This is a genomic window from Magnetospirillum fulvum MGU-K5 (assembly GCF_000442515.1).
Lineage (GTDB): Bacteria > Pseudomonadota > Alphaproteobacteria > Rhodospirillales > Magnetospirillaceae > Phaeospirillum > Phaeospirillum fulvum_B.
In genome coordinates this window covers 1-14,014 of sequence record NZ_AQPH01000044.1, presented here as the reverse complement: position 1 = coordinate 14,014, position 14,014 = coordinate 1, and the positions used below count along the sequence as shown (strand labels likewise).

At 63.8% G+C, this 14,014-nt stretch carries 16 protein-coding genes; 4 read left to right on the top strand and 12 right to left on the bottom strand.

Going from position 1 to position 14,014, the window contains the following annotated elements:
* Positions 1 to 155: 155 nt before the first annotated feature.
* Together K678_RS17795 and K678_RS11555 are read left to right on the top strand one after the other, a co-directional pair.
* Entirely contained in the window at positions 156 to 1,610 is a 1,455-nt protein-coding gene (locus tag K678_RS17795) for a methyl-accepting chemotaxis protein (RefSeq protein WP_021132636.1), read from the top strand.
* A 109-nt stretch (positions 1,611 to 1,719) separates the two neighbouring features.
* Entirely contained in the window at positions 1,720 to 2,424 is a 705-nt protein-coding gene (locus K678_RS11555; protein ID WP_021132635.1) for a Crp/Fnr family transcriptional regulator, read from the top strand.
* 42 nt (positions 2,425 to 2,466) lie between these two features.
* On the opposite strand, the gene K678_RS11550 is transcribed toward K678_RS11555, so the two are convergent.
* Genes K678_RS11550 through K678_RS11540 form a run of 3 tightly spaced genes read right to left on the bottom strand, consistent with a single transcriptional unit; the run spans position 2,467 to position 5,106 of the window.
* Complete coding sequence (locus K678_RS11550) at positions 2,467 to 2,922, bottom strand: type II toxin-antitoxin system RatA family toxin (RefSeq protein WP_021132634.1); 456 nt, start codon at positions 2,920 to 2,922, stop codon at positions 2,467 to 2,469.
* A gap of 8 nt (positions 2,923 to 2,930) precedes the next feature.
* Positions 2,931 to 3,866 carry a lipoyl synthase gene (gene lipA, locus K678_RS11545; protein WP_021132633.1) on the bottom strand — a complete coding sequence of 312 codons (936 nt, stop codon included), beginning with the start codon at positions 3,864 to 3,866 and terminating at the stop codon, positions 2,931 to 2,933.
* Positions 3,867 to 3,897: 31 nt separating this feature from the next.
* Positions 3,898 to 5,106: a peptidoglycan DD-metalloendopeptidase family protein gene (locus K678_RS11540; RefSeq protein ID WP_039852933.1), complete on the bottom strand. Its 1,209-nt coding sequence runs from the start codon at positions 5,104 to 5,106 to the stop codon at positions 3,898 to 3,900.
* Positions 5,107 to 5,236: 130 nt separating this feature from the next.
* Between K678_RS11540 and K678_RS11535 the strand changes: the two genes are divergently transcribed.
* Positions 5,237 to 5,575, top strand: coding sequence for a cyclic nucleotide-binding domain-containing protein (locus K678_RS11535; RefSeq protein ID WP_021132631.1), 339 nt, complete (start codon positions 5,237 to 5,239; stop codon positions 5,573 to 5,575).
* A gap of 6 nt (positions 5,576 to 5,581) precedes the next feature.
* Positions 5,582 to 6,028 carry a type II toxin-antitoxin system RatA family toxin gene (locus K678_RS11530; RefSeq protein WP_021132630.1) on the top strand — a complete coding sequence of 149 codons (447 nt, stop codon included), beginning with the start codon at positions 5,582 to 5,584 and terminating at the stop codon, positions 6,026 to 6,028.
* 19 nt (positions 6,029 to 6,047) lie between these two features.
* Here K678_RS11530 and K678_RS11525 read toward each other — a convergent pair whose 3' ends face one another.
* The 9 genes from K678_RS11525 to ffh form a co-directional block, all read right to left on the bottom strand.
* A complete protein-coding gene (locus K678_RS11525; RefSeq protein WP_021132629.1) occupies positions 6,048 to 6,896 on the bottom strand; it encodes an LD-carboxypeptidase in 849 nt (282 codons plus the stop codon).
* 191 nt (positions 6,897 to 7,087) lie between these two features.
* On the bottom strand, positions 7,088 to 8,194 hold the full coding sequence (gene leuB / locus K678_RS11520) for a 3-isopropylmalate dehydrogenase (RefSeq protein WP_021132628.1): 1,107 nt from the start codon (positions 8,192 to 8,194) through the stop codon (positions 7,088 to 7,090).
* A gap of 86 nt (positions 8,195 to 8,280) precedes the next feature.
* A complete protein-coding gene (leuD, locus tag K678_RS11515; protein ID WP_021132627.1) occupies positions 8,281 to 8,886 on the bottom strand; it encodes a 3-isopropylmalate dehydratase small subunit in 606 nt (201 codons plus the stop codon).
* Positions 8,887 to 8,890: 4 nt separating this feature from the next.
* Positions 8,891 to 10,294, bottom strand: a complete 1,404-nt coding sequence (leuC, locus tag K678_RS11510; RefSeq protein WP_021132626.1) for a 3-isopropylmalate dehydratase large subunit — start codon at positions 10,292 to 10,294, stop codon at positions 8,891 to 8,893.
* Between the two features lie 153 nt (positions 10,295 to 10,447).
* Complete coding sequence (gene rplS / locus K678_RS11505; protein ID WP_081504484.1) at positions 10,448 to 10,876, bottom strand: 50S ribosomal protein L19; 429 nt, start codon at positions 10,874 to 10,876, stop codon at positions 10,448 to 10,450.
* Between the two features lie 6 nt (positions 10,877 to 10,882).
* Positions 10,883 to 11,569, bottom strand: coding sequence for a tRNA (guanosine(37)-N1)-methyltransferase TrmD (gene trmD / locus K678_RS11500; RefSeq protein ID WP_039852928.1), 687 nt, complete (start codon positions 11,567 to 11,569; stop codon positions 10,883 to 10,885).
* A 25-nt stretch (positions 11,570 to 11,594) separates the two neighbouring features.
* The gene (gene rimM, locus K678_RS11495; RefSeq protein ID WP_021132624.1) at positions 11,595 to 12,131 is read right to left on the bottom strand and encodes a ribosome maturation factor RimM; all 537 of its coding nucleotides are present in this window, start codon (positions 12,129 to 12,131) and stop codon (positions 11,595 to 11,597) included.
* A gap of 9 nt (positions 12,132 to 12,140) precedes the next feature.
* Entirely contained in the window at positions 12,141 to 12,500 is a 360-nt protein-coding gene (gene rpsP, locus K678_RS11490; RefSeq protein ID WP_021132623.1) for a 30S ribosomal protein S16, read from the bottom strand.
* 43 nt (positions 12,501 to 12,543) lie between these two features.
* Positions 12,544 to 13,908 carry a signal recognition particle protein gene (gene ffh / locus K678_RS11485; protein ID WP_021132622.1) on the bottom strand — a complete coding sequence of 455 codons (1,365 nt, stop codon included), beginning with the start codon at positions 13,906 to 13,908 and terminating at the stop codon, positions 12,544 to 12,546.
* Positions 13,909 to 14,014: the final 106 nt, after the last annotated feature.

The following is a 14,014-nucleotide window of genomic DNA, read 5'->3' as shown; positions in this document are numbered from 1 at the left end:
CGTTTGAAAAAAGAACGATTCATCACTTCCGTATAACTCACGGGGCCGTTACTCTTTACCCCCATGAACGCAGTGATGTACGCCGCTCCACAATCCGGCGTTGTTGTCGCCACCCCGCGGGGGCGTGGCGCTCACCCCAATATCACGGTCAGTGAATGAGTGACGATTTCGAACTGTTCGACGACGCACCGGCCCCCGCCGCTCCCGCTGCGAGTCCGGCCGGGAACGACGCCGATCTATTCTTCGAGATCGACGACGAGCCTGTGTCCAGTGCCGGGCTTCCCCCGACCCTCAGCGTGCAGGAGCGGGTGGCGCAGACCAAGGCATTGTTCGCGGTCGAGGACAAAGACAGCGAGACCTTGCGCTCCGCCACGATTGCGTTGGTCGATGCGATGGGGACGCTGGTCGGCGACAGCCTGACCTGGGTCAGTGCCTTCCCGCCCTTTGGCGACAAGCTGACCGGCGATGCCCGGTCCACCCTGGCCGGCGTGCTGGAAGAACATTGGCGTCACCTTTATCGCGGCGAATTCACCGCTGATTACAACGCCACCGCCCAGCAATTGGGCTTCATGCTGGCCTATATGGATCTTGGCGCGAACTGGTATCAGGCGATGGCCAGTGCCGGAGCCTCGCGGGCGCTGGAGCAGATCGCCGGAACCAAGCGGGGATCGGCCGCTCTGGCCGGAATCGTGCTTCGGGTGGTGATGCTGGATGTCTCGGTGGTCACCCACGATTACTTCGCCGCCGCGACGCAGAACCGCGCCAAGATGGTTCAGGATCTGGCGTCGAATTTTGAACGCTCGATCAAGCAGGTGGTCGAAGAAGTCGGGGCGATGGCCCTCTCATTGAAAAGCCATTCCGACGAAATGCTCAGTCGGCTGTCGCATATGGATTTCGAGACGGTCAACATGGCCGCCGCCGCCGAGGAAGCCTCCTACAGCGTCGATAACATCTCCAGCAACACCTCTCAGCTTGCCCAATCGATCGGCGACATCCGCGACAGCGTGGTCCGCACCTCGGAAGCAGCCGCCCAAGCCGCCGGGACCGCTCAGGCCACCGACGCGGCGATGCGCCACCTGCTGGAGGTCGCCAGCCGGATCGGCCGAATCGGGCAGACCATCGAAGGAATCGCCCGCCAGACCCGGATGCTGGCGCTGAACGCCACCATCGAATCCGCCCGGGCTGGAGAAGCCGGGCGCGGCTTTGCCGTCGTCGCCGACGAGATCAAGAAATTGTCGGAACAGACCCGCCGCGCCACTCAGGAGATTGCCGCCTCGGTCGAGGAAGCGATCCGCGCCACCAACGACGCCGTCAGCACCATTACCAGCACGGTAACCTCGGTCGCGGGGATCAATGTCGTCGCAACCGAGGTCCGCGAGGCGGTTGAGGCCCAGACCAGCGCCACCGCGATCATCGCCAATCACGTCGGCGAAGCGGCATCGGGAGCAAAATCGGTCACCGCTTCGGTCAACAGCGCGATCGAAGCTCTGACCGTCTCCAGTTCCGCCGCAGGTGAGTTGAACCGCTCGGCGGACGCCCTCTCGGTCAAAGCGGCGATCATGCGCACCGAAGTCGACCAGTATCTCGACCGGCTGCGCCATATGGGCTAAAGCTTGATGCGTTCAGCATCCCGCCAGGAGCATCCTGGGGGCGGTGGTTTCAGACTCGTCCGCGAAGCCCCTGCCCCGACTGCCCCGCCCACGGAGACCAGCCCGCCCCATGAATGAATCCGTTCTTCGCCGCCGCGAGATGTTGTCACAAACCTCGTTGTTTTCTGGGGTTCCCTCTACCCTGCTCGACGAACTGGCGGCCAAGACCCGAACGATCCGCGTCGCGGTGCGCGAGCAATTGTTCGCCAAAGGCGACCCCGGCGACCGCCTCTATCTGGTCGCCCAAGGGGTCATCCGCATCAGCGCCCTGTCGCCCGAGGGACGCGAGGTCACCTACGGACTGATTAAATCGGGGGAATTGTTCGGCGAAATCGCGGTGCTGGACGGCGGACGCCGCTCGGCCGACGCCACCGCGCTGGAACCGAGCGAATTGCTGGCGCTCGACCGCCGCGACGTGATCGATTGCCTCGACCGCCATCCCGCCTTGGCGCTGCATCTGCTGCGGGTGCTGTGCGAGCGGCTGCGCCGGGCCGACGATTTGCTCGAAGACGTCGTGTTCCTGTCGCTGCCGGGACGGCTGGCCAAGCATCTTCTGGTGCTGGCGGGAACAATGTCGACCCGCGTCGATCCGGACTCGACCCCGACAATCCGCCTGTCGCAACAGGAACTGGCCGACCATCTCGGCATCAGCCGGGAAAGCGTCAACAAAGTCCTGTCGAAATGGGAACAAGCTGGAATGGTCGCGCTGGGGCGGGGCCAGATCACCCTGACCCGACCGGACTCGCTGCAAGACCTCGCCCAGCCATCGGGATAGGCGGTGCCCCTCCCCGAGTCGGGAGGGACGGCCCCCTTCCGATCAGACTGAACGCGGCAGCGTATCGGCCCCGTAAAGCTGGCGGGCGCGGCGTTCGAAGGCCGAGACCATCAACCGAACCGCTTCGTTGAACAGCGCGCCGATCAGGGTCTGGAGCAGTTTCGAGCGGAACTCGAAATCGACATAAAAATCGATTTCGGTGGTGCCGTCGGGCATCGGGTTGAATACCCAATGGTTATTCAGATAGTGGAACGGGCCTTCGGTATAGGTCACGTCAACGCGGTGGTTGGGGTCCAGGGTAACCTTTGACGTGAAGCGCTCGCGCACCATTTTAAAGCCGATCACCAGATCGGCAAAAAACACGTTGCCCTCTCGCCGACGAATTCGCGACGCCACACACCAGGGTAGGAAGTCAGGATAGCGCTCGACATCGGCAACCATCGCGTACAGCTTCTCGGGAGCGTAAGGCAGGATACGCTTTTCGGCATGAGTGGGCATGAAGTCCTCTAGGATGCGGCCTGCGCACGCAGAGCGCGCAGGGCCTCGAAGTCACGGTCGGCATGATGGGATGAGCGGGTCAGCGGCGTCGCGGCCACCATCGCAAAGCCCTTGGCCCGGGCCTGGGCGGCGAAATCGTCGAATTCCTCCGGGGTCACATAACGTTCGATTGGGGCATGTTTGGGCGTTGGCTGAAGATACTGGCCGATGGTCAGCGCGGCAACTCCAGCGGCACGCAAATCATCCATGACCTGTAACACTTCCTCGCGCGTTTCACCCAATCCGACCATCAGCCCGGATTTGGTGATGATCCCGGGATTTGCCTCGGCGGCGCGCTGCAACAGCCGCAACGACACGAAATAGCGGGCACCGGGGCGGATCGAGGGATAGAGGCGCGGCACCGTCTCCAGATTATGATTGAAGACGTCGGGCCGGGCCGTGGCGACCCGCTCGACCGCATCGCCTTTGTCGCGGAAATCGGGGGTCAGCACTTCGATGGTGCAATCGGGGCTGGCGGCGCGAATCCGCTCGATGCAGGCGACGAAATGACCAGCGCCGCCATCGGGGAGATCGTCGCGATCGACCGAGGTAATCACGACGTGGCGCAGCCCCATCGCCACCACCGAAGCGGCCAGCCGCTCGGGCTCGTCGGAATCGACGGCACCGGGGCGGCCGGTGCGGACATTGCAGAAGGCGCAGGCGCGGGTGCAGATATCGCCCAGGATCAGGAAGGCGGCATGGTGCCGCCCCCAGCATTCGCCGACATTGGGGCAGGCGGCTTCTTCGCACACGGTGTGCAGCCGGTTTTCGCGCATCAGCCGGGCGACATCGACCGCTTCGGTCGAAACCGGGGCACGGACCCGGATCCAGGCCGGTTTGGGCGGGCTGGGACGGTCTGGCCGATTGACTTTCTCGGGATGACGGGGCGGGACAGGATCGCTCATCCCCCCGATATCATCCCTGACCGCCCGAAGGTCAAGAGAAAGAGTTAGCCCCCGCCCCTGCTGCTGCCGACACCTTGTCCTGAAGATGTTCCAGCGGGTTAACCGCCTCGGTGCCACGGCGGATTTCGAAATGTAATTGCGGCAGGGCGGCGTTGCCCGAACTGCCGACGGTGGCGATCACCTGGCCGCGCCGCACCCGGTCACCCCGCCGGACTTTCATCTGTTCGGTATGGGCATAGGCAGTCATCCAGCCATCGGCATGTTTGATGAGAAGAAGGTTGCCAAAGCCCTTCAGCTCGTTGCCGACATACACCACCACCCCGTTTTCCGCCGCCTTGACCTGGGTTCCACGCGGCACCGCGATATTGATGCCGTCATTATGCTGCCCCTTGCCCGGCAACGGACCGAACTCGGCGACCACCTCCCCTTTGACCGGCCACAGGAACGCCCCCGAGGAGCGAGCAGGCGGTGTCGCATCGACCGGGGCTGCCGCCGCGGTTTGAGGCGAGGCGGGGGGCTGGGCGGACGCAGGCCCAGGCGCGGAGGGCTGGAGCGGGATTTGCCCATTGGCCTGATCCCCCGACGCGGAGGGCGACGGGATATTGGCCAGGGTGTCGCGCGGCGGCGGCGGGGGCGGCGCAACCGTCGTCCCTCCCCCCTCGGCATGAGGCGAAGAGATCACCAGTCGGCCCGGAGCAGGCGAGGATGCCGCCGCCGCCGGGGCCGTCGTCGGCGCGGGCGCGGGGGTCGCGGTACTGGCGGTTGCGGTCTGAGGGGACGGTTGACTCGGTGCGCCGTCGCGTTCGCTGCCCGGCAGGGTCAGCCGTTCGCCGACCCGCACGATATAGGGCGGTGTCTTGTTGTTGGTGGCGGCCAGAGAATTGAAATCGACCTTGAAGCGGCGCGCCAGCCCCAACAGGGTGTCGCCCTTCTGCACCACGTAATCGGTGCCACCGCCGGGCAGCCGTAGCACCAGTCCGGGACTGAGTTGATAGGGTGGCTCCAGCCGGTTGGCGTCAATCAGATCGCGGACCGACAGATTATAGCGGCGGGCGATCGAATAGACGGTATCACCCGACACAACCGTCACCGCAGCCGGACGCGACGACGAGGCCGCCCCGGATGGCCCCGATGTCACCGGCACACGAGAATTCCAACTAGGCTCGCAGGCAGCCACCAGCCCGGCCAGGGCCACGAGCACGACCAGCCGCACGGGGAAATGGGCAGGAGAACCGTTCATGGCGCTACTATAAACGCCCCCGCCCGACCGGGGCAATCGCCGCTGCGGGGGAACCGGCCTTTGCGGGGATGGATGACAGGGAAGGCGATCCCGCATAAAATCAACCCAGCGTCGGGTGAAGGTGGCGAGAATGAACAACGACAGGATTTTGGAGCGCAAGGTTTTTTACGCCGGGACCAAAATCCTGAAGGAAGGGGATGAGGGAGATCGCGCCTTTCTGATCCAGGACGGATTGGTCGACATCATCAAGAACGGTGCGATCGTCGCCTCGATCGGCAAGGGTGAATTACTGGGCGAAATGGCTCTGATCGACGACAAACCCCGGATGGCGACCGCGATCGCCCGGACCGATGTGGCCTGTATCGTCATCTCGCGCGATACCTTCCGCGAAAAGCTGGCCAAGGCCGATCCGTTCATCCGGGGCCTGCTCAACATCTTCGTTCGCAATATCCGTAACCTGTCCGACTGAGCCACGATGACCCATCCCCTCGCCGGTCAATGGAGCCTCGATTTCCCCGCTTATAGCTGCGAACAGATGTTCGATATCGCCGTCGATATCGAATCCTATCCCCGCTTCCTCCCGTTCTGTCGTACCGCCCGCATCCGTCGCCGCGACGGCAACGCGCTCGACGTCGACAATGCCTTTGGCGCCGGGCCGATCCAGGCCCATTTCCAGACCCGCGCCGTGCTCGACCGCCCCCATCGGCTGGAAATCACCTCGCGCCAAGCCCCGTTCACCCAGTTCCGCCTGATCTGGAGCTTCGAACCGTTGCCCGGTGGCGGCTGCCGGGTGCACGCCGCCTATCATGTCGCGCTGCGCTCGGCGCTGCTGCAATCACTGGCGCAATTATCGCTGCCCGAATTCGAACGCCGGGTTCTCTCCGGCTTTCGCCATCAGGTCAGGGTGGTGATGGGGCGGTAATCCCGCCACGCGGCCGCGGCTAGGTCGGCCACACCCCAAAGGGAACGATTTTATTGCCGATATCGTGGCCGATATCGGCGCGGCCGAGATAAGGAATGCCGGAGCGGTCGCACCAATAGCGGACGACCTGTTCCTCGGTCTGACCGAACTCGGGATCGTTAGCCGGGATCGCACCACAGCGTCCCAGCCGGATCCCCGCCACCTGACGCAGCGCCGGGGTGCTAACGATCTGACCCAGCGCCCGGTCGATCCGGTACATCGGTTCGGCCACCTCTTCCAGCATCAGGACGTGGCCAGTCAGATCGGGCAGATAGGGGGTGCCGATCAGGTGGGCCAGAATGGTGATGTTGAACGCCGCCTGCGGTACGCCCGGACAGATCGAGGATTCCAGCGTGGACGCATCCCCCCCGGTCAAAAAGGCCAGAGCGCGGCCGATTGCCGCTTCGCCGCCTTGGCGGTTGAGGTCGGCGGGCATCGGGCCATGGGCGACCTGTCCGATCCCGGCCCCATACAGCGCCCCCAGCATCGCGCCCGCATCGCTATAGCCGAGATACAGCTTGCGCCGCGCCGCTGCGTTGAGGCGGGGCAACACCGTTTCGATCAGGCGGAACGCACCATAGCCACCGCGTCCGAACCACAGCACGTCAAAGCGCTCGTCATTGGCGATATCGAGAAACGCGGTGGCCCGGTCGGAATCGGTTCCGGCGAAATGGCCGCTCGACGCGAAGCATTGCGGATGGAACCAGATTTCCGGCGGCCGCTCCGGGCTGAGACGGGCCGCCGCCGCCGCGAGATTTTCCGGCAAAGAGGGGGCAATTCGATTGCTGGGCGCGGCAACGCCGATCCTGATCCGTCCCGGGGTACTCACCGTCGATGTCCTTGGTACAGCTTGCAAAAACACGAAAACCAGAGTGTAGCGTCCGGCGCGTGACCGAGATAGACGCTATTTTTTCGTCGCAGCGCGAGAAGGGCGCGGCGACAGTCCCTGCCACCAATAAAAAAGAGCGGGACCAAACGGCCCCGCCCTTCTTTCGGTCAGACCCAATCGCCCGAGAGCGATCAGATCATCTTATCGAGTTCGCGAACCACGGCTTCGCCCATCACGGTGGTCGAGACCTTGGCCTTGCCGACCTGCATGATGTCGGCGGTGCGCAGACCGCCCTTCAGCACCGCCTTCACCGCCGCTTCGATCATGTCCGCCTCTTCGGCGAGATCGAACGAGTAGCGCAGGCACATCGCAAAGGAGAGGATGGTGGCCAGCGGGTTGGCCATGTCCTTCCCGGCGATGTCCGGGGCCGAGCCATGCACCGGCTCGTACAGAGCACGACGACGGCCCGAGGCGTCGGCAGCCCCCAGCGAGGCCGACGGCAGCATACCCAGCGAGCCAGTCAGCATCGCCGCGCAATCGGACAGGATGTCGCCGAACATGTTTTCGGTGACCATCACGTCGAACTGCTTGGGATTGCGAACCAGCTGCATCGCCGCGTTATCGACATACATGTGCGACAGCTCGACGTCCTGGAACTCTTCCTGCTGGAGCTTGATCATCTCTTCGCGCCACAGCACGGTGCATTCCAGCACGTTGGCCTTGTCGACCGAACAGACCCGCTTGTTGCGCTTGCGGGCGAGTTCGAAGGCGACGCGGCCGATCCGGCGGACTTCCTCGGTGGTGTAGACCAAGGTGTTGACGCCCTTGCGCGATCCGTCGGGCAGGGTCTCGATTCCACGCGGCTCGCCGAAATAAAGACCGCCGGTCAGTTCGCGCAGGATCATGATGTCGAGCCCGGCCACGACCTCAGCCTTCAGGGTCGAGGCTTCGGCCAGAGCGTCGAACACGGTGGCCGGACGCAGATTGGCGAACAGGCCCATTTCCTTGCGAATCTTGAGCAGACCGCGTTCGGGCTTGAACTGGAACGGCAGATTGTCCCACTTCGGCCCGCCGACGGCGCCGAGCAGAACCGCATCGGCGGCCAGCGCATCGGCCAAAGTCCCATCGGACAGCGGCGTGCCGTGGACGTCGTAGGAGGCTCCGCCGATCAACCCTTCGGACAGATCGAACTCAATCTTCCGACGCTTGCCCAGCCAGTCGATGATACGACGCACCTGCGCCATCACTTCGACGCCGATACCGTCGCCGGGAAGGATCAGAAGTTTCTTGGCGGCCATGCTAGACTCCCAAATTATATCGTAAGGCTGCTGCCTAGACCCTTCGTGGGTTGGCGTCAACCTCTGTCATGAAATGGCAGGATTGCTTACAGCCAGGGATAGGACACCCGCCGAGTCTCCTCGAACGAAGCGATCTTGGCATCACGCTGCAACGTCAATCCGATGTCGTCGAGCCCGTTCAGCAGGCAGTGCTTGCGGAACGGATCTATCTCAAAGGAGATAGAGCCGCCATCGGGGCCGGTGATGACCTGCTTGTTGAGATCGACCGTCACCACCGCGTTAGCACCGCGATTGGCGTCGTCCATCAGCTTGTCGACCTGCTCCTGCGGCAATTTGATCGGCAGAATGCCGTTCTTGAAGCAGTTGTTATAGAAAATGTCGGCGAAGCTGGGAGCGATGACGCAGCGAATGCCGAAATCGAGAATCGCCCACGGCGCATGTTCGCGCGACGAGCCACAGCCGAAATTAGCACCCGAGACCAGGATCGAGGCCGAGCGATACGCCGCCTTGTTCAGCACGAAGTCGGCGACTTCCTTGCCGTCCTGGGTATAGCGCATCTCGTCGAACAGGTTCTTGCCGAGACCAGTCCGCTTGATCGTCTTCAGGAACTGCTTGGGGATGATCATGTCGGTATCGACGTTGATCATCGGCAACGGCGCCGCGACGCCGGTAAGAACGGTGAATTTGTCCATGGCGTTAGAGCCCTCTCACGTCCGTCAGCCTGCCGGTGATCGCCGCCGCCGCCGCCATCGCCGGAGAGACGAGATGGGTGCGGCCGCCACGTCCCTGGCGCCCCTCGAAATTACGGTTGGAGGTCGAGGCAGAGCGCTGGCCCGGCTTCAACTGGTCGGCATTCATCGCCAGACACATCGAACAGCCCGGTTCACGCCATTCCGCTCCGGCTTCGATGAAGATCTTGTCGAGGCCTTCGGCTTCCGCCTGTTCCTTGACCAGACCCGAACCGGGAACGACCAGAACCTGGACGCCCGGAGCGACCTTGCGGCCCTGGAACACCGCAGCGGCGGCACGGAAATCCTCGATACGGCCGTTGGTGCACGAGCCGATGAACACGACGTCGATCGGAATGTCGGTGGCCTTCATCCCGGCGGTCAGGCCCATATAAGCGATCGAGCGCTCAACCGCCTTGCGCTTGCCTTCGTCGGCGATATCGGCCGGGTTCGGCACGGTGCCGGTGATCGCAATCACGTCCTCGGGGCTGGTGCCCCAGGTCACCTGCGGCACCAGGGTCGCGGCGTCAATCTCGATTTCGACATCGAAAACCGCGTCCGCATCGGTGTGCAGCGTCTTCCAATAGGCAACGGCGGCTTCGAACGCGGCACCCTTCGGCGCGCGCGGCTTGCCCGCAACATAGGCGAAGGTCTTCTCGTCCGGGGCGATCAGACCGGCGCGCGCGCCCGCCTCGATCGTCATGTTACAGACGGTCATCCGGCCTTCCATCGACAGATCGGTGATCGCTTCACCGGCATATTCGATCACATAGCCGGTACCACCGGCGGTGCCGATCTTGCCGACGATCGCCAGCACGATGTCCTTGGCGGTGACACCGGCGGGGGCCTTGCCCTTCACCGTGATCCGCATGTTCTTGGCGGGCTTCTGCACCAGGGTCTGGGTGGCCAGCACATGCTCGACTTCCGAGGTGCCGATGCCGAACGCCAGCGAGCCGAAGGCACCGTGGGTCGAGGTATGGGAATCGCCGCAAACGATAGTGGTGCCCGGCAGGGTAAAGCCCTGTTCCGGCCCGACGATATGGACCACGCCCTGACGGATATCGTCCATCGGGTAATAGTCGATGCCAAAGCGAGCGGCATTGGCGGCCAGGGTTTCGACCTGGAGGCGGCTTTCGGGATTTTCGATGCCGCGCGAACGGTCGGTGGTCGGCACGTTATGGTCGGCCACCGCCAGCGTCTGACCGGGATGGCGGACGCGGCGGCCCGCCAGTTCCAGCCCTTCGAAGGCCTGCGGCGAGGTGACTTCGTGGACCAGATGGCGGTCGATATAGATCAGACAGGTACCATCATCCTGGACGTCCACCAGATGGGCGTCCCAGATTTTGTCGAACAGCGTGCGGGGCTTGGCCATATCGATTTCCTGAAATACGGCACGGCCTCGACATCGCGTCCGGGACCTCCGGGCAACGAGGCCGCACCCGACCATCGGGCATCCCGACCCCGCCCGCATTCTTTCCTCTGAAAGAAGGCGGGCGGGACGGACGAGGGCCCGATCAGGTCTAGGTTATTCCTTCGCCTTCGCCTTGGCGGCGGCGGCATCGGCACGTTCGGCGGCGGCCACCTTGCCGGAATGACCGGTGGTCTGCTCGGCGATACGGGCGGACTTGCCGCGACGATCCCGCAGATAGTACAGCTTCGCGCGCCGCACGTCGCCACGACGCACCACTTCGATCGAAGCGATGTTGGGCGAGTAGAGCGGGAAAATACGCTCGACGCCTTCGCCGTAAGAAATCTTCCGCACGATGAAGGAGGAATTGATCCCGTCGTTCTTGCGGGCGATGCACACGCCTTCATAGGCCTGGACACGCTCGCGATTGCCTTCGATGACCTTCACGTTCACCTTCAGCGTGTCGCCGGGCGCGAAGCTGGGCACGCCGCGTTCGGCGGTCAGCTTCTCGATCTGCTCCTTTTCGAGCTGCTCAATGATGTTCACCATGGCTCAACCCTCGCTCACGTCAATGGCGGCAACATACCGATCCCACAGATCGGGCCGGCGCCGCCGGGTTATCTCCTCCGCCTGACGCCGCCGCCAGACGCGAATCTTCTCGTGGTGACCGGACAGCAAAACCTCCGGCACCGCCCGGCCATCCCAAATCTGGGGGCGGGTATAATGGGGATATTCCAGCAATCCCCACTCGAAGCTCTCTTCCGCCAGCGATTCGGCCGCGCCCACGATACCGGGCAACAACCGCACCACCGCGTCCAACATCACCAGCGCCGCCAGTTCTCCGCCCGACAGGACGAAATCCCCCGCGCTGATTTCGAGCGCTCCATGAGCCTCCAGCACACGCTGGTCGACCCCTTCGAAGCGCCCGCACAACACCCTGACCCCAGGCCCTGCCGCCAGCTCGTGCACCAAAGGCTGGTCGAGCCGCCGACCGCGCGGGGACATGTAGATCAACGGCCCCTCGCCGCCCGCGCCGCGAATCGCGGCATCAAGCACATCGGGACGCATCACCATGCCAGCGCCGCCGCCGAAGGGAGTGTCGTCGACCGACCGATGACGGTCGGTGGCGAAGCTCCGGATATCGACGGCATCCAATGCCCAAATCCCCTCCTCCAGCCCGCGACCGGCCAGGGACATCCCCAGCGGCCCCGGAAACATTTCGGGGAAGATTGACAGCATCGTCGCCCGCCAGGGCCGCTTAGTCTCAGCGTCCACTGGCTTCTTTTTCCTCGTTCTCGTCGACAGCAGCATAGACCGGGGGCACCGCCACCAGCCGTCCGCCCGCGACATCGACCACCGGAACATCGGCCCGCGAGAAGGGAACCATCATCGTTCCCCCATCCGCGAGCGTGATTTCCAGCACGTCGCCCGCACCGAAATCGCCGACCGAGGCAACTGTTCCCAGACGGGTTCCGTCCGGGGCCTCGGCCACCAGCCCGATCAGGTCGGAATAGAGGAACTCGTCCTCATCCGTCCCGGGCAGGCGGTCGCGATCGACATACAACCGGGTCCCGCGCAAAGCTTCGGCGGCATTGCGATCCGAGATACCGTCCAGCGTGGCAATCACCACGCCTTTGGCCTCTCCGACCACCGCCAACTTCAGCTTGCGGCTGCCGCCCTCATCCTCCACCGGGGAGTACCGGCCGATATCGGCCGGGTCCTCGGTGAAGCTTTTAACGCGGACAGCACCCCGCACCCCTTGCGCGCCAACCACGATTCCGACGCAGACACGAGGCGACATCGGCACGTCTTACTCGGCGGACGCGGCAGCGGCGGCGCGCTCGGCCTGTTCCTTGGCGCGCTGCTGCGCCTTGGCCTTCGGCTGCGGCTGCTTGGTCTGCTCGGCACGCTCGGGCTTGGCAACCAGGCCAAGATCGGCGAAGAAGCGAACCAGACGCTCGGTCGGCTGGGCGCCGACCGACAGCCAATGCTTCACCCGCTCCTGGTCCAGGATCAGACGCTGGCCGTTCTCGTTCGGCAGCATCGGGTTGTAGGTGCCCACCTTCTCGATGAAGCGGCCATCGCGGGGCGAACGCGCGTCGGCGACCACGATCTTGTAGAACGGGCGCTTCTTGGCGCCGCCGCGGGAAAGGCGAATCTTCAGAGCCATCCTTGGGTCTTCCTCTCGTTCGAACCAATAATACGGGCGGAGATCACCGCCCCATTCTCGCACCGGGGGGCAGAAGCCCGGCAATGCCGTGGCGCATCAGCCCTTTTTGACCCAGCTTGGATACTTTTTTCATAACGTCGGACATCATCATGTACTGCTTGAGCAGTTTGTTGACTTCCTGGACGTCGACACCGGAGCCTGCGGCGATACGCTTTTTGCGCGACGCCTTGATCAGGTCGGGATTGCGGCGTTCCGCCATCGTCATCGACAGGATGATTGCTTCCTGACGGGCCAACAGCTTCTCGTCCACACTGGCGTCTTTCATCGCGGCGGCCATCTTGCCGACACCCGGCAACATCCCGATCACGCCCTTCAGATCGCCCATCTTCCGCACCTGGGCGAATTGCTTACGCATGTCGTCCAGGTCGAATTTGCCTTTTTCGATACGCTTGGCGAGACGCTCGGCCTCTTCCTTCTCGATCGTCTCCATCGCCTTTTCGACCAGGGAGACGATGTCGCCCATGCCGAGAATGCGACCGGCGACACGATCGGGATGGAACACTTCGAGCGCGTCGAGCTTTTCGCCCGCGCCAAGGAATTTGATCGGACGGCCGGTAACGGCGCGCATCGACAGAGCGGCACCACCACGGGCATCGCCGTCGATCCGCGTCAGCACGATGCCGGTAACGCCGACTTTCTCGTTGAATTCGCGCGCCAAGGTCACCGCGTCCTGACCGGTCATCGCGTCGGAGACCAGCAGGGTTTCGGTCGGCTGGGCGACGTCGCGGACTTCGGCGACTTCGGCCATCAGCTCCTGGTCGATATGGAGGCGACCGGCAGTGTCGAGAATAACGACGTCGTAGCCTTCCTTGCGGCCGACATCGAGAGCGCGATGGGTGATCGCCACCGGCATCTCGCCCATCACGATCGGCAGCGAGCCGACTTCGGCCTGTCCGGCCAGAATTTCTAACTGACGCTGCGCGGCGGGACGATAGACGTCGAGCGAGGCGAGCAGGACCTTCTTGCGGTCCTTCTTCAGCCGCACCGCCAGCTTGGCCGAGGTGGTGGTTTTACCCGAACCCTGGAGACCGACCATCAGGATCACCACCGGGGCGGTGGCGTTGAGGTTCAGCTCGACGCCCTTGGTCCCCAGCGTGTCGATCAGTTCGTCATGGACGATCTTGACGACCATCTGGCCGGGGCTGACCGACTTGATCACCTCGGTCCCGACGGCGCGGGCCTTCACCCGGCCCATGAATTCTTTCACCACCGGCAGGGCGACGTCGGCTTCGAGCAGAGCGACGCGAACCTCGCGCAGCGCCTCGGTGACGTCGGCCTCGGTCAGCGCGCCGCGCCCCGTCAGGCGTTCGAACACATTGCCCAGTTTCGAGCTCAGGCTTTCGAACATGTGACCCCCACTTTCGACACCAAACCCGCAACCCCAAAAAATATTGCACGCCGGTGCGCGAAACTCGCGGGCCGACGGACCCCCTTAGGGGCGGTGGTTCTTCAGA

What these genes read in the sequence shown, in the direction of transcription:
- K678_RS17795 (WP_021132636.1), top strand. Translation starts at nt 156, where the DNA reads ATGAGTGACGATTTCGAACTGTTCGACGACGCACCGGCCCCCGCCGCT.
- K678_RS11555 (WP_021132635.1), top strand. Translation starts at nt 1,720, where the DNA reads ATGAATGAATCCGTTCTTCGCCGCCGCGAGATGTTGTCACAAACCTCG.
- K678_RS11550 (WP_021132634.1), bottom strand. Translation starts at nt 2,922, where the DNA reads ATGCCCACTCATGCCGAAAAGCGTATCCTGCCTTACGCTCCCGAGAAG.
- lipA (WP_021132633.1), bottom strand. Translation starts at nt 3,866, where the DNA reads ATGAGCGATCCTGTCCCGCCCCGTCATCCCGAGAAAGTCAATCGGCCA.
- K678_RS11540 (WP_039852933.1), bottom strand. Translation starts at nt 5,106, where the DNA reads ATGAACGGTTCTCCTGCCCATTTCCCCGTGCGGCTGGTCGTGCTCGTG.
- K678_RS11535 (WP_021132631.1), top strand. Translation starts at nt 5,237, where the DNA reads ATGAACAACGACAGGATTTTGGAGCGCAAGGTTTTTTACGCCGGGACC.
- K678_RS11530 (WP_021132630.1), top strand. Translation starts at nt 5,582, where the DNA reads ATGACCCATCCCCTCGCCGGTCAATGGAGCCTCGATTTCCCCGCTTAT.
- leuB (WP_021132628.1), bottom strand. Translation starts at nt 8,194, where the DNA reads ATGGCCGCCAAGAAACTTCTGATCCTTCCCGGCGACGGTATCGGCGTC.
- leuD (WP_021132627.1), bottom strand. Translation starts at nt 8,886, where the DNA reads ATGGACAAATTCACCGTTCTTACCGGCGTCGCGGCGCCGTTGCCGATG.
- leuC (WP_021132626.1), bottom strand. Translation starts at nt 10,294, where the DNA reads ATGGCCAAGCCCCGCACGCTGTTCGACAAAATCTGGGACGCCCATCTG.
- trmD (WP_039852928.1), bottom strand. Translation starts at nt 11,569, where the DNA reads ATGCTGTCAATCTTCCCCGAAATGTTTCCGGGGCCGCTGGGGATGTCC.
- rimM (WP_021132624.1), bottom strand. Translation starts at nt 12,131, where the DNA reads ATGTCGCCTCGTGTCTGCGTCGGAATCGTGGTTGGCGCGCAAGGGGTG.
- rpsP (WP_021132623.1), bottom strand. Translation starts at nt 12,500, where the DNA reads ATGGCTCTGAAGATTCGCCTTTCCCGCGGCGGCGCCAAGAAGCGCCCG.
- ffh (WP_021132622.1), bottom strand. Translation starts at nt 13,908, where the DNA reads ATGTTCGAAAGCCTGAGCTCGAAACTGGGCAATGTGTTCGAACGCCTG.